Source organism: Pseudomonas sp. NFACC16-2 (genome assembly GCF_900119205.1).
GTDB classification, from domain to species: domain Bacteria; phylum Pseudomonadota; class Gammaproteobacteria; order Pseudomonadales; family Pseudomonadaceae; genus Aquipseudomonas; species Aquipseudomonas fluorescens_Q.
This window is the reverse complement of the sequence record NZ_FPIX01000016.1, coordinates 26,078-47,670: the sequence shown is the minus strand read 5'-3', so window position 1 is coordinate 47,670 and position 21,593 is coordinate 26,078. Positions and strand designations below refer to the sequence as shown.

Here is a 21,593-nt window from a genome sequence, read left to right as displayed (position 1 = left end):
GGCAGGTCAGCGGCGCGCAAAACGCGCAAGCCGTTGTTCATCCAGCTCGATGCCCAAACCGGGCGTGCGCGGGATAATGAGCTGAAAGGCCCGATAGACAGGCGGTTCCACCAGGATATCTTCGGTCAACAGCAGCGGTCCGAACAGCTCGGTGTGCCATTCCAGCTTGTCCAGCGTGGCAAAGGCATGAGCGGCCGCCAGCGTGCCGACGCTGCCTTCGAGCATCGTACCGCCGTACAGGCCGATACCGGCGGCTTCGGCAATCGCAGCAGTACGCAACACCGCCCGAGGGCCTCCGGTCTTGGCGATTTTCAGGGCAAAAATCGAAGCGGCGCCCATCTGCGCAAGGGCAAAGCTGTCCTGGACCGACTCGATCGCCTCATCGGCCATCAACGGGATCGGGCTGTGGGCACTGAGGCGGGCCATGCCCGGCCGGTCGTGTCGGGACAGGGGTTGTTCGATCAGCTCGACGCCAGCATCGGCCAACAGTCGACAGGCCCGCATGGCCAGCGCTTCGCTCCATGCCTGGTTGATGTCGACACGCACACTGGCACGGTCACCTAGGGCACGCTTGATCGCCGCGACATGGGCGATGTCGAGAGCCGGCTCTGCGGCACCGATCTTCAGTTTGAAGTGTCGGTGGCGACGTACATCGAGCATGTGTTCGGCCTCTTCGATGTCTCGGCCGGTGTCGCCGCTGGCCAGCGTCCACGCCACTTCCACGCCGTCGCGTACACGCCCGCCGAGCAATTCCGCCACCGGCAGTCCAAGGCGCTTGCCTTGGGCGTCGAGCAGCGCTGTTTCCACCGCCGAACGCGCGAACGTGTTGCTACGAATGCTCCGGTCGACCCGTTGCATGGCCGCGTTGAGATTGCTCGCGTCTTGCCCGATCAGCAGCGGTGCGAACCATTTGTCGAGGTTCACCTTGATGCTTTCCGGGCTTTCCCCGGCGTACGCCAAGCCACCGATGGTCGTGGCCTCGCCGACGCCGATGATACCGTCACTGGACTGGATCCGCAGAATGACCAGCGTCTGGCCGTGCATGGTATGCATGGCCAGTTTGTGTGGCCTGATCGTGGGTAGGTCAACAATTTGGGTATCGAAGCGTTCGATGGTGACAGCAGTCATAATCTTTCCGTCGGCGTTGTGTTTGCTCTTGGGCAAAGATTGACGCTGAGCAAGCGCACCGTCCAATATTGAATAAGTCTCGCTTTATACCTTGGAGGTATCGTGGAGCTTCGTCATTTGCGTTACTTCCGGGTGTTGGCGCAAACCCTGAATTTCACTCGCGCCGCTGAGCAGTTGAACATTGCTCAGCCGCCGCTGAGTCGCCAGATCCAGCAACTGGAGGATGAGCTGGGGGTGGCGCTGCTTGAACGTTCCAGGCCGCTGAGGTTGACCGAAGCGGGTCGGTTCTTTCATGAGCACTCCAGCCAATTGCTGGAACAGCTCGCGCGCATTGGCGACGACACGCGTCGCGTCGCAGCAGGCCAGAAACGCTGGCTGGGTATTGGCTTTGCCCCTTCCACGCTATACGGCGCCTTACCTGAGTTGATCCGTCAGTTGCGTAGCCTCGGCGATGTGGAATTGGGGCTCTCGGAACTCATCACCTTGCAGCAGATCGAAGCGCTGAAAAGTGGCCGCATCGACATTGGCTTTGGCCGGATGCTGTTCGATGATCCCACCATCACCCAGGAAATCCTGCGCCAGGACCCCTTGGTCGCAGCCCTGCCGGCAGGTCACCCGCTGCTGTCGGGACCGGCCACCCTGGAGCAACTGGCAGCAGAACCTTTTGTCCTCTACCCGGGCACCCCGCGCCCGAGCTATGCCGACCACGTCTTGGGCATCTTCGCCGCACAGGGCTTGCGGATCCGGGTGGTGCAAACGGTGAACGAACTGCAGACCGCCATCGGCCTCGTTGCAGCAGGCATCGGTATCACCCTGGTACCCGCCTCGGTGCGAAGACTGCACCGCGATGACATTGGCTACACCCCGCTGCTGGACAGCAGCGCCACTTCCCCCATCGTCGTGAGCTACCGCGCCGGGGACGTATCGCCAGTGTTGCAACAGTGCCTTGATCTGCTCGCCAAGCGATGAGTTACTTGAACAACTCACTGCTCATGAAATCAATGAACACCCGCAGTTTCGGCGCCAGGTGTTTGCTTGAGGGCCAGAGCATACGGAAGGTACTCTGATGCCGATTGAAGTCGTCGAGGACGGTGACCAGTTCACCGCTGGCGATGGAGTCGCGCACGGTGAAGTCCGGCACGCAGGCAATCCCCAATGCATCGCGCACGACGTGCAGCAACGCCTCGGTGGTGTTGCAGACCAGGGTGGCCGGCAGGTTGAGATCCGGCTGCCCTTCCCCATTTATCGGCCAGACCTGCATCCTGCCAGTACTGGGAAACTTGTAGAGCAGGCAGGCATGGCGCAGCAGATCCGCCGGCACCTGAGGCGTGCCGTGTTCGGCGAGGTACCGGGGCGAACCGACCACGACGAGCTTGAACGTGCCCAACGGACGGGACATCAGCCGGGAGTCGTTCGGTTCTCCAGTCCGAACGACGACATCGAAACCTTCCTCGATGATGTCCACCAGCCTGTCGGAGAAATCCAGGTCCAGGTCGATACTGGGGTAGCGGCGCATGAAGGCCATCAGCGTCGGCATGACCAGATCTGCAACCAGCGGCAAACTCACCCGCAGTTTGCCCCGTGGCGCTTGGCGGGTTTGCGACAGTTCCAGTTCGGCCGCTTCGACTTCGCAGAGAATACGCCGGCAACGCTCGAGGAAAAGCGTCCCTTCCGCCGTCAGCGTGATACTGCGCGTGCTGCGATGAAACAGCCGCACACCCAGCCGTTCCTCGAGCCGGGCGACGCTTTTGCCCACTGCCGAAGACGAAATGCCAAGCGCCCTGCCCGCCTCTGAAAAGCTGCGGGTTTCGGCCGCGCGAACAAAAAAATCAATCCCGCTCAGTGATTCCACGCCAGGCTCCAATTGCGGACATTTTTTCCGATGTGTTGCGCACTCTAGCATTCTTGTCTCGCCAAGGATGGGCACTTACCGTAGTCGGCACTTATCAATCTGCGATTGACGCCGCTATCCGGCGGGTCAGAAGCGTTCCAGGCAGGTGACACATGACGATTGCCAATACCCATATCGACGCCGATGCCGAGGTTGTCCCGGACACCGCGCCGCTCCCTATCGGATCACTGTTTGCCCTCGCACTGGCGGCATTCGTGACCATCCTCACCGAAGCCTTGCCCGCCGGTCTTCTTTCACAGATCAGCGAAGGGCTGGCGATCTCCGAAGCCCTCGCCGGCCAGTTGGTCACGGTCTACGCGATCGGTTCCTTGCTGGCGGCCATTCCATTGACCGCCGCGACCCAAGGCATGCGACGCAGATCGCTGTTGCTGATGGCCATCGCCGGTTTCGCCGTTGCCAATACCGTCACGACGTTTTCTACCCATTATGGTTTGACCATTGTCGCGCGCTTGCTGGGGGGCGTATCGGCCGGGCTGCTGTGGGCCTTGTTGGCCGGTTATGCAGCCCGCATGGTGCCCGAAAGCCAGAAAGGCCGAGCGATTGCAATCGCCATGGTGGGCGCGCCCTTGGCGTTATCCCTGGGCGTCCCGGCTGGCACGCTGCTCGGCAATCTGGTCGGTTGGCGAATGAGTTTCGCCCTCATGAGCCTGTTCGCCGTGGCCTTGATGGTCTGGGTACGACTCAAGGTGCCTGACTTTCCCGGGCAGGCTTCCAGCAAACGTCTTGCCCTGGGCCAGGTCTTCACCCTGCCGGGCGTTCGTTCGGTGTTGTTCGTGGTACTGGCTTTTGTCCTGGCGCACAACATTCTCTTTACCTATATCGCTCCGTTTTTGACGGCGGCGGGCCTGGGCGAGCGAACGGATCTGGTCCTGCTGGTCTTTGGCGTCGCATCGTTGCTGGGAATCTGGGTCGTCGGCGTGCTGATCGATCGCCATCTGCGGGCGTTGACGCTCGCAGGTACGGTGTTGTTCGCCCTTTCGGCCATGATGCTCGGGGCAATGAACGACAGGCCTGCGGCGGTGTATATCGCCGTGGCCGCCTGGGGAATCGCTTTCGGAGGGGCTGGGACGCTGTTCCAGACGGCCATCGCCAAGACTGCCGGAGACGCGGCGGATCTCGCCCAGTCAATGCTGGTCACGGCCTGGAACCTCGCCATTGCCGGCGGCGGGATCGTCGGCGGCATTCTGCTCGATCATCTGGGGGTGGTGGCGTTTGCGCCGGTCCTGGTCGTTCTCCTGCTGCTGACGTTGGCGGTGGTGGGGTCTGCCAGGCAGTACGGGTTTGCGAAGCGCGTTCAATGAGCAGGGTGAATCAACGTCACTCAAGTCTCATGCTCTGCCGTCAGCGCCGGGGTGGCGCTTGCCCGGTATTTCGACAGGCTTACCCAGGCCAGCGGTATCGCACTCAGGCAGGCCGCCGCAAACAACCAGTGGGCCGCCGCCAGGGCATCGCCGCTCTGGCGGTAGATCAGGGTAATCAGCGCAGGCGTGGCACTGCCGAAGAGGGTCACCGACAAGGCGTAGGCCAGCGAGACACCCAAGGCCCTGACCTGCACCGGAAACAGCTCTGCCAAGGCCGCCGCAGCCGGCCCGGTGTAAAGCACCATCAACACTGCCAGCGCGCATTGGAAGATGATCAGCGTCTGGAGACTGGGACTGTTGTTCAGCCATACGAACCCTGGGTAGGCACAGAGCGCGACCCCCACGGCACCGATGAGCATCACGGTGTAGCGCCCGATACGGTCCGACAGCAGTGCCGTTAACGGACACAGCAGCGTGATGAGGCCGACCAGCACCAACCCCAGGTAGGCCTTGTTGCGCGGAAGCTCAAGCACCATCGATGCATAGGTCGGGATGAAATTGATCAACTGTGTCGCGACCGTCCAGAGCACGACGATCAACACCCCCATCACGAGGTTGGGCAGATAGGGGCGAAGGCTAGGCCCCTTCCCGGCCATCGCGTGCTTATCTTGATTATCGAGAAAGCGGCGCAGCGGCTCGCTTTCCTCGAGACTGCGGCGAATTTTCAAGCCTGCGACCACGACCAGCAGCCCGAAGACATAGGGCACGCGCCAACCCCACTCATCCAACTGGGCGGGCGTCAGCGCGCTCGACAACAGACTCGCACTTAAACCGCATAGCAGGAATGATCCGGCTTGCGCCACTTGTTGGCTCGACGCAAATAGCGCGCGGCGGTCCGAAGGTGCTGTCTCGACAAGATAGGCCAGCGCGCCACCGATCTCTCCTCCTGCTGCAACCCCCTGCAATATGCGCGCGACGACAACGCTCAGCGGTGCCCACCAACCGATGGTCTCGTAGGTCGGGCATACGGCGATGATCAGGGTCCCGGCGCCCATCAGCATGATGGACAGCGTCAGCGCGGCCTTGCGCCCCTGGCGATCGGCATAGCGCCCCATCAGCAGCGCGCCCAACGGTCGGGCCACGAAGCCGACGGCGAGCGCCAGGTAGGACGCGAGCAACGACATCAATGGGTCGGAAGCCGGAAAGAACGCTGCGGCAATCTGCAAGGAGAAGATCGCAAACAGGGTGAAGTCGAACCATTCCAGTGCGGCGCCCACGCTCACCGCCAGCACCAGTTTCCTGCGTTCGCGCCCCTGGCTATCCAAGGCTGTGGCGCTCATTGCGCACCCCCTGCGGGAAATGGCGGCAATGGCTCACAACGTGCCAGGCGGCGCAGGAACTGTTCACAGGCCTTGAGCTGGGCCAGGTCCACATATTCGTTCACTTTGTGCGCTTGCTTGATGCTCCCTGGGCCGCAGACGATCGTGGGGATCCCGGCGGCCTGAAACAGTCCGGCCTCGGTGCTGTACGCCACTCGCTGTCGGCCATGGGCCATTGAGCTAGCCTCGCGGACCCACTGCGCGAATGCCTGGTTGCCCTTCTCATCCAACCCCGGGGTATGCAACGTGTGGGAAAACTCGATGGACGCCGCCCAAGCGCGATCATCCGTCTCGCTGTGCATGGCCTGCTTGGCGTCGTCCTTGATCTGTACCAGCAGTTGCTCGGCATCACATCCGGGCAGGTAGCGAATCTCGAAGTCAAAGCTGCATTGACCAGGAATGACATTGCCAGCGACACCGCCATTGACCCGGCAGACCTGGACAGTGGTGTACGGGACATCGAACCCGCTGTCCAACGGCCCCTGTGAAAGCCGCCTGGCCACGTGTTGAAGCTGCATCTGTACCCGCGCGGCATAGTCGATAGCGTTGACCCCCTCGTTCGGCAACGAGGAGTGCGCCACCTTGCCATGGACACAGCAATTGATTTCGTGACGCCCCTTGTGGCCGATCACCAACGCCATTGAAGTCGGCTCGCCGACAATGCAACCGGCGGGCTCCAACTGCGCCTGGGTGATGAACGGGGCCAGATGTTTCGCCCCCATCGCACCCACTTCTTCGTCATAGGACAAGGCCAGGTGAAAGCTTTGTCGTGCAGAGGCCATCAGCTCGGGAACCATCGCCAGCACCACGGCGATGAACCCCTTCATGTCCGAGCTGCCACGACCGTAGAGCCGATCCTGATCCAGATAAGCACTGAACGGATCCTGCGCCCAAGCCTGGCCCGCTACCGGCACCACGTCAGTATGTCCGGACAGGATGATGCCCCCGGGGCGTGGCGGTCCAAGGCTGGCAAACAGGTTCGCCTTGCGCCCGGAGGCGTCCGGTAGAATCTGGGCCTGTACCCCGAAACCGTGCAGGTACCCGCTCACCCATTCGATAAGGTCCAGGTTGGAGCGGTCGCTGACCGAAGGGAAGCCGATCAAGGTTCGTGCGATTTCCAATGTGCGTGCCAGTACGCTGCGGTCGTCATTCGAGCAAGCGTCTGCCGCCCCCTGCGCAAAGGCCAAGGAAAGAGTCATGGGATGCTCCAGCAAACAGAGGTCTATTTTTGAAGGGCAACAGGCATAGGCCCTGAATGAACAACGCGCCTGTCTCGCGAAAACCAGACGTTGGACAACAACACCGCCACGCACACCACCGTAACCAGGACGGGAACCCAAGGGCTATGCCAGGTGGAGAGCACGAACTCGGCGGCCAAGGCAATGACCGGCACGCAAGGCGTGAGAATGGACACCCGCCCACCTCCCAGGTGCTGAATGGCAAATTGCAGGGTAAACACCGGAATCAGCACGCTGACAAACGCCAGCTTGATCAACTGGCCGAGCATGGCGGTATCCAGCGTGAGCAGTTGGTGCAAGTTTTCCCGGCCGACCCACCCTGTGACGATCAATAGCAGGAAGAACCTGACGCACAGGATATCCATGGCGCTGTACTTGCTGTCGCGGTTCAGTCGAGCCGAGCAGAACACATAGATCCCGCCCGTGATCCCGGCAACACTCGCCAGGGCGATGCCCTCATGCAAGTTGACCAGGCTTACCTGGGCCGTGACCCCAAGCGCAAGACGCATAAGGACCAACGCCATCAGCGACAGCAGGATCAGCAGCGCGCCCAGCCAGCGGGAACGACTGACCGAGGAGCGCGCCACCAGCATTTCACAGGCCACCACCACCAGCGGCATCCAGCCCTGATAGATGGCCGACTCCACCGACGCCTCGATGCGCTGCAATGCCATGAACATCAACCACCAACTGAACAACGTCAGCACATTGAGCAGCAGCACGCCTCGCCACTCCTCGCGCAGCAGGCGAAACGGGTCATGACCCCGCAAGGTATGCACCAGGAAAAATACCGCCCAGGCCATCAGGAAGGTAATGAATGTCAACGCCGCCCCACTGATACGGGTGAACGCCACCATGACCCAGACGGCCGAGAGCGCCGTCGAGATGCAGTAGACCGCCATGCTGACGGCACCGAGTATTCCTGTCTTCATGCCTGCTCCTTGAGAAAAACCTGTGCTTGGCGCCCTGCCTGATCGATCAAGCGGTTCCCGGCTCCAGCACTTCCACCTGGGTCGGTACGTAGTGCTGCAAAGCCTCGAAGTCGGCGCGAAGTACCTTTGGATCGGCGTTATACAAAGTCAGGATGCCGGCGGTATCGGCCAGGGACCGGGAGTCCACCACCATTCCGGGGGCGACCCGCCAGTCGATGTTGTAGATACTGGAAATGGGGGGCTCGTTGAGCTGGCTGATCCGGCCTTTGCGCAAGGGCAACAAGGCGGACACCACGTTGTTCTTCTCGTTGGGCTTGATGTCATCGAGAGCTGCGACGCCGGCTGTGAGGTAGAGATTGGCGTCGATCAGGTTGATGTCGCTGTTTTTCTCGTGGTACGGCACCCCGATGCCGCCAGGTACGCGTGCGGCAATTTCCAGGAACACCGGATAACCACGCTTGCGGTCCACGAAGACCTCGTGGTGCGTCGAACCGTTGCGAAAGTTCAGGGCCGCAATCACGTCCCGATTGAATGCCTCCAGGGTCGCCTTGAGCGTGGGGTCGGCCACGGGAATCACGCTCAAGGGCTTGCCCTGGACAAAGTCAAAGTTGGTGCAACCCAGTTCCAGCACACCGCAGTAGCGGATTTGACCGTTGACCACAAACGAGTCGCATTGGAACATGTCGCCGTCAATGAACTCGTCCACCTCGTAATCAAAATGATACGGCGAGGCCAGCACTTGTTCGCGGGCCTTGATGAATTCGGCCTCGTTGCGAATGATCGACACCTCGAAACTGCCCGCTGCGTTCACCGGCTTCAGGACCAGGGGCAAGCCCAATCGCGCCGTCAGCTCGGCGTAGTAAGCCTGCGGCTCAGCCGATAGCCGCACGTGATCCAGTGGCACAAACTCGGGAATGCGTATCCCCTTCTGGCTGACGGCGTGTTTCATCAGCACTTTGTCGCGAAAGTTCGCCACGATCGCCTGTGTATCACCCTCTAATCCGAACTCCTCGCGCAACTGAGCCGCCAGCTCAACGTGGCACTCTTCCTGGCAGAAAATGCGCAATGACGAAGTATTGCCCTGCACGGCCCGCAGCTCATCGCTGATGATGCTGCGACATTGGTCATGGTCCAGCAGCGGCCGGATGTTGCGCTGCAGATCGGCATCGACGCGTACAACCTGTGAGACATTACGCTCGAGCGCGGGCGGCAGGACGTCGGCATGATAGGCGATCAGCACTGTCCGGCAATCTCGACCCAGCGTCTGCAACGCCTTCTCGGAGGCAAAGTTAAGGTAATGGGGCGTCAGGAAAACGATGGTCTGGATCATAGTAGTGCCTCACTGGAAGTCGACGTTCATGCGATAGAGCAGGCGCGCATCGGCGCCCCCTTCACTTTTGGGTATTGGCGGACCTTTATGCAGCGTTGAGAGGTTGTCCCAGATGACGATGTCGCCTGGGCGGTAGGCATGCCGATAGCGCGGTGCGTGCTGGACAAGGAAGTCGACCAGGCTGTCGAGAATGCGATGGGACAGTGCAGGCGTAACCCCTTCTATTTGCATGGCCGTTGCAGCCGGTGCATACAGCGACGCCGTGCAAGCGAGCGGGTGTTGGTACACCAGGGGATGGACCACGGTGTTTTCCAGTGCGCCAGCCTCTTGGGAATTGAGCTGTTGCACCGCGGCGTCGGCATTGCGCAGCGCGTCGCGATTGCCGAAACGGTGGTGAACCCGCAGGTTTTCCAGGTCGAGACCTTTCAGGTACGGCGGGCAACCTGGGCTTTCCAGCCACTGGCGAACCTGCTGCAGGCCTGCGACACAATCGATGAATTGGGTCTCGCCGTGTTGGTCGGGTACACGTACCGACAGCAGTGACGTGAACACCGTGTTCGCCGATTTGTACGACATGTCGGTGTGCCAATACCCTCCTCCTTCATGCACGCCCAAGGCCTGGCCGTCCCGATGCAGATTGGTCACAGTCAGCACTTCCCGATAATCCTCGAGGCAGTACTTGGCCAACACATGATGGACAGGCGAGCCCAGCCTGCGCATCAACTGCACATAAGGGGCGACGCTGACGTCCTGGTTGGCGATGACCAGTACCTTGGCCTGGGCGATGGCCTGCTTGAGCGCCGCGGCCGACTGCCCGAGCACGTCGCCAATGTCCAGGCGTAGCGGCTGGAACATCCTCATGCCCATGACCGCAGTCCTTCTCGCAGCGATATGGCGGCACTCATTTCTGCAGCTGCCGGCACCATCGTGTTGATCGACGCATAACCTGAGGCAGCACCCGCGAAATACAGGCCTGCGACAGGGCTTTTCCCATCCTGGTGACAGGTAAAGCCGGTTTGCTGGTTGAGCAGTTGCGGCCAGTCGGTGGCGGGCAGTTGTGCGGTGACGCCGATGGCCGAAACAAGGCATTGCTCCTTCGCCGACACATCCAAATGCAACTCATGCCCGTCGGATGCCTGGGCGGCGACCAACCGGCCCGCCTCTTGAGCCTTGCGACAGGAAGCCTGGAGCAGCGGATGGCCGTTGAGTGACGCCGGAAGATCCATGACGACCTTGTCGCCATCCTGGTGAATGCTGTTGTAGGCATGTAGCCAGATATTGGCCCGGCCCGTGCTGCTGGCGCTGTTGAGCGGCCCTTGAAAGGAACTGGACGAAGTCTTGGCAATCATTTCCAGCGTGCGCTGGCTCAGGGACCTGAGGGCAAAGCGATCATCGGTCTCTTGGGGATACAGCCCCAGATAGGATTTGATCAGGATCGACACATTGCGGGCGAACGGCGCCAGGAGCAGTGCGATCTGGAACGCACTGTTGCCACTGCCGAAGATGACCACATCTTGCTGCAGGAAACGATGGGCCTGGCCCCGCGCAACCATTTGATAGACGTCAAAGCAATTGAACCAATGGGCACTGGGCATTTCGAAGGGCGGCGCCTTCGGGCGAATCCCGGTTGCCAGGATAATCTGCTGTGCACGCAAGGAACGATGCTGGGAACCCGGGGCCAGGCTCACCTCGAACAGCCCCTGGACCTTGCTGACGGTGACCACCCGTTGCTGGATCTTGGTCAATTGCAAAGCTTCGAAGTTACTGCGGATGTAGGCTGCATATTCCTCACCGGTGGGGCTGACGCACAACTTGCGCATGAACCTTTGCAAGGGATAGGGCGCGCCTTCGATCTCCAGTTCATTGCAGTAGGACTGCAATGGATGATCGCCCATCATGCCCATGCACCCTCCGAATACATCGCTGATGACAGCGACTTTCAGGCCCAGATCAATCAGCCGGATACACTCGCTAAGCCCTGCGGGACCGCCGCCTACGACAATGACGTCGAACACATGCTGCTCCATTTCAAAAACCCTCCAGGCGGACACAGGCTTGATCAACAATGGGTTTGGCTACCGAGAAAGAGAACCTGACGTAGGTGGGGCATGACCCCTGGTAGAAGGGCGTCGCGGGCAATGGCATGACACCGCAACGAGCGGCCAGGTGTTGACTGAATTCAACGGGGGACAATAAAGGCGCCCGCCGTGAATAGTCGGCCATGATGTAATGGCCGCCCGCCGGTAACCGGACATCCAGCCCGGCAGCCACCAGCGCACCTGCCAGGCGATCACGTTTGCGCTTGTAGTGCTCACGCAAGCTATCCAGTCGCCCGACGGTCAACTCATCGAGCAAAACAGCAACGGCCGCCTGTATGGGGGTGGGTTGGCAATAGCTCAGGTAGAGGTGGTGGGCATAGGCTCGCTCCATGAAGGTTGCCTGCGCGCATAACCAGCCGATTCGCACGCCCGTCATGGACAACAACTTTGAAGCGCTGCCTGCCACCATCATGGGAATCTGCTGGCTGGGGTAGCGCGCCGGTGTGTCAGTGTCGTACTGATAGTGACGATAGGCTTCGTCGACAATCACCATGAAATCATGGTTTTTTGCCAGCGCCACCAGGTGCTGCCAATCATCAGCGGACATGCACCACCCTGTCGGGTTATGGGGCGTATTGAGCAGCAGTAGGCGAACACCCGCGCGCAACTGCTGTTCGAGCAGTGCCCAATCGGGGCCGATCGACTCCCCTACCGACAACGGCACTGCAACAAACTCCAATCCCAGCAACGTGGCCATTCCTGGGTAGTAGGGATAAAAGGGCTCAAAGAACGCGACCCGGCTGCCGTACTGCGTGGACGCTGCGTACAGGGCCAAGTACAAGGCCTCGGTACAGCCACTGGTTACCAGCACTTCGCTGTCGGGCGCATAGCCGGCACTGTGGGCCGCTATGCTTTCGCGCAAAATCCTTTCGCCGCGTGGGTCGGCGTACTGCCAGCCCGCCCTGACCTGGCGGGCCAACGCCGCATTCATGGCATTGTCAAACAGGGGTTCAGGAAGCCCTTGCGAAAGGTTCAACGCTCCTGAGGATGCTGCATATGCACTGGCATCCCTGAAGGGCGCCACTCGACCAATCAATGTCAAATCATCCATGACTTCCCGCCCCCTTGTATTGATCGGTCAGGCGTGAGTGGCTACTCGGTTGAGTCCTTGCCAGAATCGGGTCAACAGGTTCAGTACATCGGCAGCGCCCTCCAGAATATTGTTGCCGTTGTCAGTGTCCCGGGCTGCCTCCATGACCGCGTCACTGATCCATTGCACATGATCGGTTTCTACCAGCATGTGCAGATAGAAATAGGTGAAGTCTTCGTGTTTCCACCCGCTGTAGAGGCGGAAGCCTTCGTACAGGTTGGCGATCATCGGAAAGCCGAACTCTTCGATAACGTAATGAGCACCAATGGCATGCTCTGTCGAACCCTCGAGGAAAATTCGACGCAGGCCATCGACCAGCTCACTGGCTTCGGGAATATATTCAACCTTCTTCCAGTCATCCAACGTGATGCCAACGCCGGCAAGTACACGCTCGAACATAATGAAGTGTGCCTCGCCTACCCCATCGCCCAGCTCGGACACGACCGTGCGCGCCAGCTTCATCCGAATCACTTCGCTGTCGGTGCGGTGCGAGGTACCCGCCAGGATCTGGGGGAACGTACGAATGTAATAAAAGTACTGCTGGAACACTTTCTTCAGCGTTGCCTTGGGTAGCGGGGCCTGTCGAAAGGTTTTATAGAACGCATTGGTGTTGATCCCCGAAGCCGTGATCATTCCTTTAATCGAATGAATGATTTGCTCACCCGTGAGACAGCCTTGTTCCATTTGCTGAGCCGGCATAGATCCCCCCAAATACGATAAGGTAGCTTGGATGGCCGCGACGGAATGTCGCTGCGCGTTTCAGATAGTAAACAAGCAATCCACGCAAACAAATTGATACTTTTAATCGAAAGCGCTTCGAACAATAGATTTATTTTTAAACATAAAAATCGCGATATTAATTCCATGCAGAATCAATTGATTATGATTTCGTAATATTTTATCGCACAAAAATAGAGCATTATTATTTTGTTGCACCAACAGAATGCATGTCGGGCGCTAAGCTCAAATTAAATCACCCCGATCTGGAAGTCTTCTATAGTGAACAACCAACCCATTGACATCGCACTCACCATCAAAGCCGAGCGAGCCGCGCGGGAATGGTCCATCGGCGAGCTCGCCCAGCTATCCGGCGTATCGAAGGCAATGATCAGCAAAATTGAAAACGCACAGGTCAGCCCGACGTCGACGATCCTGGGCCGGTTGTCGGGAGCTTTCGGCTTGCCTCTCTCCACCCTGTTGCATCGAGCCGAGGGACGCTCGGGGCTTCTATCAAGGGCGGCGGAGCAACCGCGTTGGGTAGACCCGGAAACTGGCTACGCGCGCCAGCAAGTCTCCCCGCGGGAGGGCTGGCCACTGGAGCTCATCAGTGTGCAACTGCCTCCGGGCGTGCGTATCAGCTACCCGGCCACGGCCTATGCGTTCCTTCATCAGCAGGTGTGGGCCACGCAAGGCACGCTGACGTTTACCAAGGGCACCACCACCTACATCCTGGAGCAAGGCGACTGCTTGCAATTGGGGCTGCCTGAAGAAGCCTGCACGTTCGAAAATGCCACATCGCAAGTGTGCGAATACGTCATAGCCCTGATTCGCAAGTAGCAACCGCCCCATCGGTGCCCGCCCGCACACCGACCGCACCATCCAGACGTTCATCCAGGGCGGCTAGCGCACGGCATTCGCGCAATATGCCTATGTAGACCGGGAGGTGAATCGTCGCGCAAGAAGCCGGAGTGTCCCGCTACGGTTTCCTGCGAAATGGGCGGATGCCAGAGGTATCGATAAGCGCTGGCATTTCTTATATCTGGCCGAACCGACGCCTCTTAAACAAATTTTTAAGAAAAAAGGTGGCTTTTTAAAAACCTGCTACATTCGAGTGTGAGATGGATTCTCACAGACATCAGGAAGGTACAGGGATGACCAATTTCGACGCTGCCGCAGGCATCAGCTTGACGGAGCTCAACACCTTGTTGGGCGAGTATTACCAGAACGCCCCCAGCACTAATGACCCATTCAAGGGCAGCCTGCCCAAAACCTTGCCAGACCTCGGAGCAGTAACGCTGACTTGGGATGTCGGTGCTGCGCCTAGCCTTGCGTTCGGTCCTCCCTCCCCGGCTATCTGGAATGCCGCGCTTGCGCCGAACGGCGAAACCAATGGTGCCCAGAGCATCCCTTTGCCCAGTTTGCCAATGGTCCAACTCACCTTGCCGATGCTGACGGCCAGCTACACGCTGGGTAGTGCGCCCGCGGTAGGCGGTACCGCCCCAAGCGTAGTGGTCTACGCCACGCTCACCTTTACGCCGGGAACACTGGCACTCGACTTGGTGGCAGTGTCATTGGACGAGAGCAAATTCTCCGCGTGGGACATAGCCATATTCAACCTGATGCTGTTGCCGCAGATATTCACCTCTGCTAATCAGATGCTGGCCCTCGTGCACCTGCCCAACCTTGATTGGAACGGGGTGACACTCAACCCTTTACAGCTGCAACTCACTGCAAGCTATTTGCTCGGTGCGACGACGCTGACCACCAACACCAATGCGCTGGATATCGACGGAGTAACCTGGCCCACCGATCCGGTGTTCGTGATCGCCAGCAATGCGCTGATCAACACGGCAATGGCTGTTTTCTTGAAGCCTTACCAGGGGTATCCGTTCTCCGACAGCGGCGACTTCAAGAAACTGGCCGATTGGAGCTACAACGGCTCGATCTCCTCGCTCTCGGCCACAGTCAAGCAGGTGGCCCCCTTGACCATCAATGCCCAGTTGAGCGCTTCGCTCAACGCGCAGGCCACCCTCACTGCGGCAGGCATGGCCCTGGCGGCGGCAGGTTGTGCCCTCGGTGCGGCCCTGCTGTAACCCTCAAATTCCTTGCCGGAGCAACGCCCATGTCGAGCATGTTTGATTACGATGTTTCCATCAGTCCTTCGCCCGCCGAAATCGATCTGACCGTGGCAGTCGATGGCGTCGCTATCAGCGCGACGATAACGTCGGTACCGTCGCTGACGTTTAAATTGACGCCGACTGGAAACCTGGCCCAGAAGATTCTGTCCGCGGTTGCCTATCCCATTGCGACCCTCATCGCCGCAGAGGTCAAGGACAAACCCAAGGACGCGTTGCAAGGCAAAGTCGAGTCCATCGGCTCAGTGCCCAACTACGATACCAATGGTATCCGCATCGCCCCCAGCGCTCTGACCTTGGGTAGCGTCAACATCGGCGATAGCCCGATGTTGAAAATCGTCGCGACGCTGGCGATCACCAATCCCCCCTCTACCAGCGTCTGATCTGCCTACGAGAGCGCATCGCATGCCTACTATCGACGACTTCCTGCCGAAATTGACGGCTGCCTCCGGCACAGCTTCCTTGGCCGCTACCCTGCCCCAACAATTTTCGGTATCGGCTTGTGGCCCCTATCCGTTGGCCAGCCACGTGGACATTCCCAGCAATTCCAACGGTGGCGAATTACTGCTGGCATTGAACGACATCTCGGTGTCGCCGGTGAAGTTGCTGTCCGTCGTTCCCGACCGTGACGCCAGTCGGATCGTGGTGAATCTCGCGCCGATGCAACTAAGCGGAACCTATGACTTGTTCGGCCTGGAAAGTGCGAAGGTGCAATTGGATACCGGTGGATTGATGGCGCCGCTGGCAAGTTTTGCCGTGGGTGCGAGTACTGTTGATGATGCCGATCCACCGACTATCACCGAGAAACAGTATGACCAGCTGCAGCAAGCCAACGATCAGCGTACCCAGTTGAATCAGACTGCAAATGGCCGCTCTCTGCTGGATACGTTCAACCAGCATAATGATGCCTATACCGATGTTTTCAATAACAATTCGCAGTTGCGCACGTCCTGGGCAAAGGGTGGTGCCATTGCAGAGATGTTCGATTACACATCGCAAGCGCTGGCTACATCGGGTATGCCGGTCAATCCGCAGGACAAGCTATTTGGTACCCAGCAGTTGTCCTACAATATGCACGCGTTCTCGCAGAAGATTCATCTTTATTACGCCTGTCTAAAACCCTACCCCGATGCCGCGGTGGCCGCGTTGAGCTTTCAGGCACAAGTTGCGACCAACACCCAAAACACGCAGCAGACGGTGGTACCAATGACTGCCGATTCTGTCTACAACACCGTCAACACAGCCCCCCCCGCGAATCAGGCGGCGCTCCAGCTGCAGATCCAAAGCCTGCAGGAGACGTTCGCGCGAATCGCCGACAATACCCATGACGACACGGATCTGGATCTATGCGTCCAGCACGGCTTCGTCATGGACCCCGACACCATAGTGCGTGTGCAAGCCATCTATGCCGAATCATTGCGTTTGCACGATCCCAAGCGCCGCTTGCCTCTGCATAGTGGACCATTCTCCAGTTCTCTCGCCGAAAGCCACTTCGTCTTCGCCCTCAGCGAGCAGCCCGATGGCGCACTGACCCTCAAGTTGCAACGCAGCAGTTTGAGTGTGCCGGTACTGGACCTTGAAACCGCGCAATGGCAGGGCCAGGCCGGTGAAATTGGACGCTCGCGCCTGGGTAGCGCCAACTTCATCCGAGGCATCCTCGAAGACCGCATTGCCAGCCAACTGACTCGCGTACTGCGAACACTGGCCAGCCAGGAGGCATGATGTCGGCAAGCAATTCCATTGCCGCTGTCATCGCGCAGCAGCCGATCGCATCGTCGTCATCCGTGTACGCGCGCATCAGCGAAGAACTGCTCGCCGAAGACCTCGTGCGTTTCCGGCAGGAAGTGGAGCTGGCGTTGGAACCACAGGCGCCCTACCTCACCGACGTGGAACGGCAGATGTTTGCCGGCGGTAAAAAGATACGTCCCTTGGTCATGCTCCTGTCGGCGCGGCTCATCGCGCAGGATGGGCCTCTGTCCGACAAGGTCTACAAAGGCGCGGCATCGCTGGAGATGCTGCATGTGGCCACCTTGATCCACGACGACATCGTCGATGAGGCTCAGCTGCGACGCGGACTGCCATCGGTGTCGGCGGCTCGCGGCAGCAAGACCGCGCTGCTGATCGGTGATCTGCAATTCGTGCAGGCGCTTCGCGGGTTCGCCACCGCCGTGGATACCGAGCGCGACATGACCTTGGTGCGGTTGGTGCTGGATACCGCGTTCGATATCTGCCGAGGGGAGTTGGACGAATTGGACCGGACCTTGCCCGAGGATCACGATGCACGCCTGGCGCGCTATTACCAGACCATCGACCGCAAGACCGCGGTCTTGTTTCGCCTGGCTTGCCAGGGGGGCATCGATCTGGCCGGTGGGCGTAGCCGTGATGCCCGCCGCGGTGGCTTCTTCGGGCGCGCCTTGGGGCGTGCGTTCCAGATCATGGACGACGTGCTCGATGTGGTGGAGTACGAAAGTTCGGCGGGCAAGCAGTCAGGTATCGACCTGTTACTGGGTCGACTGTCGCTGCCGCTGATCTATGCGATGGAGACGCTCGGCCCGACACATGCAATCAGCCAATCGCTGCGCGAAGGCACGCCATTGACGGGTCATCGTTTGGGCGATGCATTGGACGACTTGCGTGATTGCGGCTGTATCGACAAGGCCTACGCGGCTGCCCGGCGCGAAGCCTTGCAGGCGCTGTTCTATCTCGAGCCATTTCCTCCAGGCCGCTATCGCGACGCCCTGGAGGAGCTGACCCTGCACGTCATTGACCGCCCCTTGAACGGCTGACCTCGCACCTGACGGAGCCCCCATGAGCACCTTGATGAGTTTTTTTCTCGACACGCTGCAACCATGCCTCAACGACCCGAACAACGCCAAGCTGTGGCTGCCCGGACAACTGGTGCAGATGAAGGGAGGCGATGGCAATCTGGTCCTGCCGATACACGCCGACCAGCAGGACTTGGGCTACCTGACCGGCTCCAACGGCGACTATCTCGCCGAGCAATTTGCCGAAAACTGGTCCATCGTCAACCAAGAGGACGCCGTACCCGATCCTGAAAAACCCGATCCGCACCTGAAGCTGTCCGCAGTCCTGGTGGATGGCCTGCAAAACCTCTTCGTCAATCCGGCGTCCTCCACAATCACGGGCCAAGGCTACTCCATCACCCTGCCATTGCTGTTCAATTACTATAACGGAGCCTCAAGGCAGACGGACTTGCCGCCGCTGACGATGTCCGGCAACTATCACATCGACCAGTCCCTCCAGATCGGGGACGCACCCAACACTTCGACCACTGACATCGTCGGCAGCGGTGCATTCACAGTGGTGTTCAGCGAATGCATGTTGACGGCGAAGGTCAGCGTGACCATCGAAGGCGCTGGCGCAACGCGCTCGCTGGCCTTCGTAGTGAGCGAACTACTAGTGACCGGCGTGCAGAACGATCCGGTGAGTCTGAACTTCAAGCAGCTCACTCTGGATGGCGACTTTGTGGGCAAAGATCAGCTGATTGAATCGATCAGGGAGGCACTAAACAGCTCCGAAGGCCAGGCAGCCATGGTCGGCGCATTAAGCAGCATGTTGAATTTGCCCTCCAACCTGCAAAGCGTCAACGACATGCTCGGCACACAGGCCGAGAACCTCATGTCCAGTGTGTTCGGCCCCCTCCCTGCCCAAGGCCTGCCCAATGACGACAGTGGCCAGGACGCGGCCTCGCCCGTGGACCTGTTCCTGTTCGATCGCACGCGCGTGGCGCTGAACGAAGCGAACAGTAACTGGTATCTCCCGTGGCAACTCGCGTGCTCGTCGGATCCGGTGCTGGAGCCTTATTCCAATCCTCAGATCGACATACCCGATCAGACGTATGGGGGGCTGAAGTACACCAACATCCAGTTGACCAAATTGACGCTTTCGGGCGGTTCCAACGCCCAAGCACCGCTCTCGGCGGTCACGCTCAGCACTCCGCGGATTGCCGCCACGCTCAGTTTCGGCGCTCTGGCAGAGGGGCCGGTACGGCAGCTCGACCGCCCGGGCCCGACGGTCAGCCAGCCCGTTCCACCGGCACCGCCGCTCACCGTGACCGCCGGGTTCTCGCTGACCCAGCAGGGCCTCAAGCCAGTCCTACTGCAGGGCACCCTGACCGCGACTGTGGTCAACCTGCAAAGCTCGCTGACGATCACCCCATCAGGTGCCGATGTGAATGCCTTGACGCTCACGATCAGCGATATCAGCGCAAACCTGGACCGCGCCCAGATAGATGTGTCGGTGACTCTGACGCCACGCGACACCGCGTTGGAGCAGATCATCGGTCGCTTGTTCCAGAAACCCGAAGTCCAGTCACAGATCGCCAAAGCGCTGAACGATGCGCTCAGCGCCCAGGCGCCGCAGCTATCGGAAGAGTTCAGCCAGATCGCGCGTAAAGCCATTCTCAACCAACTCAACAGTTAGGAGCACACCATGTCCGACAGTCAACTCGTCCAATTGCTGGAAAACATGTTATTGACGCCCGCCTCCGACTTCTACCTGTCCTCGATTCTCTACAATCCGGACGGTAGCGCCCTGGACCCACTGACCATCGCCGAAGTGGACCTGGGCTCATTCACGATCGAAAAGATTCCGATCGACATCGTTATCAAGAAGCTGAATATCCTCGGACTGAGCAACAGCCAGGTGAAGCTCGACAATGGAACCGACCCCGAGATCGTCGTCGACGGCAGCACCGTGACCTTCCACGGCAAACAGCCCAATACACAGGATGGTTACCAACGGCCCCCCGCCGTACCCAACCAGATCCAGGCCAGTGGCGAATTGCACGTCAACCTGAACCACACCGACATGCCACCGGGTACTTTCAGCCTGACCATCAACCACGTCGATGACCTGACCGGGGTCTTCAGTGCTACCGAGGCGGTGGATGGACAGCTCGATACCGCAGTCGTCAACTTCAGCGCGTTGTCGGTCAATCCGGTCGTCGGCAATGGCAACATAAAGATCGATATCGATCTGGCAACCGTCTTTAAAGCCACCATCAACCAACTGCTCAATGAGGACGCCAACCAGACGAAGCTCATCGCCGCGCTCAACGGCCAGCTCTCCAACCCCGATCTGCTCGCCAGCCTGTCGCAGGTCGCCACCACGGAAGCGCGCAAGGCCTTGGCCACTATCTGATTGAAAAAGGAGTTTCGACCATGTCCACCGATTTCATCGCGGGCCTTTCGCAATCGTTATTGAACAACGCCAGTGAATCCATTTTTCCCACCATCGCGCCCAAGCTGAGCGACACCGCAAACATCCCCGATGCGAACGCAAGTTTGACCTGGAGCGTATCTGCACCACCGACATTCAGTTTGGCCGCCAGCGGTAGCGGTCAAACTTTCATGGTCAGCATGCCGGTGGAGCTGTCCGTGACCGTGGCCGGCGGGGACCCCACCAACAGCACAGTCGGTGCCAATGCCAGTGCACGGGCCACAGTAGATGGCAACGGTGTGGTGCGTCTGTCAGTGACCGATATCAACTTTGTCACCGATGATCCGTTTGTGAACGAAATCCTGGACGCCTTGAAGAGTGATATCGCCAGCAGGGTGAACAGCCTGATATCCGCCATCGCCATACCGCTGGGGCCCGTCAACGGTATCACCTTTGCCGGATACGCCCTGTTGATCGATGGCGGCAACGCCTATGCGGCCGGCGGATTGTTCTCGCCGGTGGCGATCAGCCAAAAGCAACCGCCATCCAATGGCGGCTTCAACCTGGTACTCACCGAGCCGCTGATCCAACAGGTCGTCGCCAATCTGTGGTGGAGCACAGTACAGAAGACCTATTCGGCCAGCGGTGCCGTCGTGCATCTCAACAGTTACAGCGCTTCGGTCAACAACGGTAACCTGACGCTGACGCTCAACTTGAGCGGTAGCTACAGCTTGGGCCCGGCAGACTGGGATATTTCCATCAGCCCAGTCACCGCGACGCTGCAGGTGATGGTGGATGCGCAACGTAACATCCGTATAAACGGCGGCAGTGTTTCTCGTCCATCGGTCAACATCACGCCCTCCAATTTCTGGGCGTGGATGGCGACGTTGGGCGGTGGTGTGATCTCCTCCATTACCCTGGCGATCCTCAACGATGTGGTAGGAGGCCAGATCCAGGAAACGATCCAAGGTCAGCTGGCCCAGAACCTGCTGCAAATCCCGGATCTGAGCGGCAATTTCGAAGGATTCACTCTGCAGGTGACGCCTGAGAACCTGAACATCACAGGCGTGGGCAATCAGATCCTGCTGACAGGTACCGCCAGCGTCACCGCCAGCTGAACGATATCCCGGCGGAACCAGCGTTGACAC

General features: G+C 59.5%; 20 protein-coding genes. 10 read left to right on the top strand and 10 right to left on the bottom strand.

Going from position 1 to position 21,593, the window contains the following annotated elements; translation table 11 throughout:
- Positions 1 to 6: 6 nt before the first annotated feature.
- Positions 7 to 1,128 (bottom strand): muconate cycloisomerase family protein, encoded by a 1,122-nt coding sequence (locus tag BT116_RS15230; RefSeq protein ID WP_072345225.1) that lies wholly within the window; start codon positions 1,126 to 1,128, stop codon positions 7 to 9.
- Between the two features lie 102 nt (positions 1,129 to 1,230).
- Between BT116_RS15230 and BT116_RS15225 the strand changes: the two genes are divergently transcribed.
- Positions 1,231 to 2,097 (top strand): LysR family transcriptional regulator, encoded by an 867-nt coding sequence (locus BT116_RS15225; protein WP_072345223.1) that lies wholly within the window; start codon positions 1,231 to 1,233, stop codon positions 2,095 to 2,097.
- A gap of 1 nt (position 2,098) precedes the next feature.
- Here the strand turns inward: BT116_RS15225 and BT116_RS15220 are convergent, their stop codons facing one another.
- Positions 2,099 to 2,980, bottom strand: coding sequence for a LysR family transcriptional regulator (locus BT116_RS15220; protein WP_072345221.1), 882 nt, complete (start codon positions 2,978 to 2,980; stop codon positions 2,099 to 2,101).
- A gap of 152 nt (positions 2,981 to 3,132) precedes the next feature.
- On the opposite strand from BT116_RS15220, the gene BT116_RS15215 reads away from it, so the two are divergent.
- Entirely contained in the window at positions 3,133 to 4,341 is a 1,209-nt protein-coding gene (locus BT116_RS15215) for an MFS transporter (RefSeq protein WP_063321264.1), read from the top strand.
- Positions 4,342 to 4,361: 20 nt separating this feature from the next.
- Here BT116_RS15215 and BT116_RS15210 read toward each other — a convergent pair whose 3' ends face one another.
- Genes BT116_RS15210 through BT116_RS15175 form a run of 8 tightly spaced genes read right to left on the bottom strand, consistent with a single transcriptional unit; the run spans position 4,362 to position 13,042 of the window.
- Entirely contained in the window at positions 4,362 to 5,681 is a 1,320-nt protein-coding gene (locus BT116_RS15210; protein WP_072345219.1) for an MFS transporter, read from the bottom strand.
- Positions 5,678 to 6,919, bottom strand: coding sequence for an acetylornithine deacetylase (argE, locus tag BT116_RS15205; RefSeq protein ID WP_063321266.1), 1,242 nt, complete (start codon positions 6,917 to 6,919; stop codon positions 5,678 to 5,680). The genes BT116_RS15210 and argE overlap by 4 nt, the downstream gene beginning before the upstream one ends.
- A 23-nt stretch (positions 6,920 to 6,942) precedes the next feature.
- Positions 6,943 to 7,890 (bottom strand): EamA family transporter, encoded by a 948-nt coding sequence (locus tag BT116_RS15200; RefSeq protein WP_072345217.1) that lies wholly within the window; start codon positions 7,888 to 7,890, stop codon positions 6,943 to 6,945.
- 46 nt (positions 7,891 to 7,936) lie between these two features.
- Positions 7,937 to 9,220: an ATP-grasp domain-containing protein gene (locus BT116_RS15195; protein WP_072345215.1), complete on the bottom strand. Its 1,284-nt coding sequence runs from the start codon at positions 9,218 to 9,220 to the stop codon at positions 7,937 to 7,939.
- A gap of 9 nt (positions 9,221 to 9,229) precedes the next feature.
- Positions 9,230 to 10,087 carry a TauD/TfdA dioxygenase family protein gene (locus BT116_RS15190; protein WP_072345212.1) on the bottom strand — a complete coding sequence of 286 codons (858 nt, stop codon included), beginning with the start codon at positions 10,085 to 10,087 and terminating at the stop codon, positions 9,230 to 9,232.
- Entirely contained in the window at positions 10,078 to 11,235 is a 1,158-nt protein-coding gene (locus tag BT116_RS15185) for an NAD(P)/FAD-dependent oxidoreductase (protein WP_170845950.1), read from the bottom strand. The genes BT116_RS15190 and BT116_RS15185 overlap by 10 nt, the downstream gene beginning before the upstream one ends.
- A gap of 13 nt (positions 11,236 to 11,248) precedes the next feature.
- Complete coding sequence (locus BT116_RS15180) at positions 11,249 to 12,370, bottom strand: pyridoxal phosphate-dependent aminotransferase (RefSeq protein WP_072345208.1); 1,122 nt, start codon at positions 12,368 to 12,370, stop codon at positions 11,249 to 11,251.
- 27 nt (positions 12,371 to 12,397) lie between these two features.
- On the bottom strand, positions 12,398 to 13,042 hold the full coding sequence (locus tag BT116_RS15175) for an iron-containing redox enzyme family protein (protein ID WP_003201856.1): 645 nt from the start codon (positions 13,040 to 13,042) through the stop codon (positions 12,398 to 12,400).
- A 366-nt stretch (positions 13,043 to 13,408) separates the two neighbouring features.
- On the opposite strand from BT116_RS15175, the gene BT116_RS15170 reads away from it, so the two are divergent.
- The 8 genes from BT116_RS15170 (at position 13,409) to BT116_RS15135 (ending at position 21,563) form a co-directional block, all read left to right on the top strand.
- The gene (locus BT116_RS15170) at positions 13,409 to 13,966 is read left to right on the top strand and encodes a helix-turn-helix domain-containing protein (RefSeq protein ID WP_072345206.1); all 558 of its coding nucleotides are present in this window, start codon (positions 13,409 to 13,411) and stop codon (positions 13,964 to 13,966) included.
- A 314-nt stretch (positions 13,967 to 14,280) separates the two neighbouring features.
- Entirely contained in the window at positions 14,281 to 15,222 is a 942-nt protein-coding gene (locus BT116_RS15165) for a hypothetical protein (RefSeq protein WP_072345204.1), read from the top strand.
- A 29-nt stretch (positions 15,223 to 15,251) separates the two neighbouring features.
- Positions 15,252 to 15,647: a hypothetical protein gene (locus BT116_RS15160; RefSeq protein ID WP_072345202.1), complete on the top strand. Its 396-nt coding sequence runs from the start codon at positions 15,252 to 15,254 to the stop codon at positions 15,645 to 15,647.
- Between the two features lie 22 nt (positions 15,648 to 15,669).
- Positions 15,670 to 16,986 carry a hypothetical protein gene (locus tag BT116_RS15155; protein WP_072345200.1) on the top strand — a complete coding sequence of 439 codons (1,317 nt, stop codon included), beginning with the start codon at positions 15,670 to 15,672 and terminating at the stop codon, positions 16,984 to 16,986.
- Positions 16,986 to 18,050: a polyprenyl synthetase family protein gene (locus BT116_RS15150; protein ID WP_139209455.1), complete on the top strand. Its 1,065-nt coding sequence runs from the start codon at positions 16,986 to 16,988 to the stop codon at positions 18,048 to 18,050. The genes BT116_RS15155 and BT116_RS15150 overlap by 1 nt, the downstream gene beginning before the upstream one ends.
- A gap of 22 nt (positions 18,051 to 18,072) precedes the next feature.
- Positions 18,073 to 19,707 (top strand): hypothetical protein, encoded by a 1,635-nt coding sequence (locus BT116_RS15145; protein WP_072345198.1) that lies wholly within the window; start codon positions 18,073 to 18,075, stop codon positions 19,705 to 19,707.
- Positions 19,708 to 19,716: 9 nt separating this feature from the next.
- Complete coding sequence (locus BT116_RS15140; RefSeq protein WP_072345196.1) at positions 19,717 to 20,427, top strand: hypothetical protein; 711 nt, start codon at positions 19,717 to 19,719, stop codon at positions 20,425 to 20,427.
- A 20-nt stretch (positions 20,428 to 20,447) separates the two neighbouring features.
- On the top strand, positions 20,448 to 21,563 hold the full coding sequence (locus BT116_RS15135) for a hypothetical protein (RefSeq protein WP_072345194.1): 1,116 nt from the start codon (positions 20,448 to 20,450) through the stop codon (positions 21,561 to 21,563).
- The last annotated feature ends 30 nt before the right edge of the window (positions 21,564 to 21,593 follow it).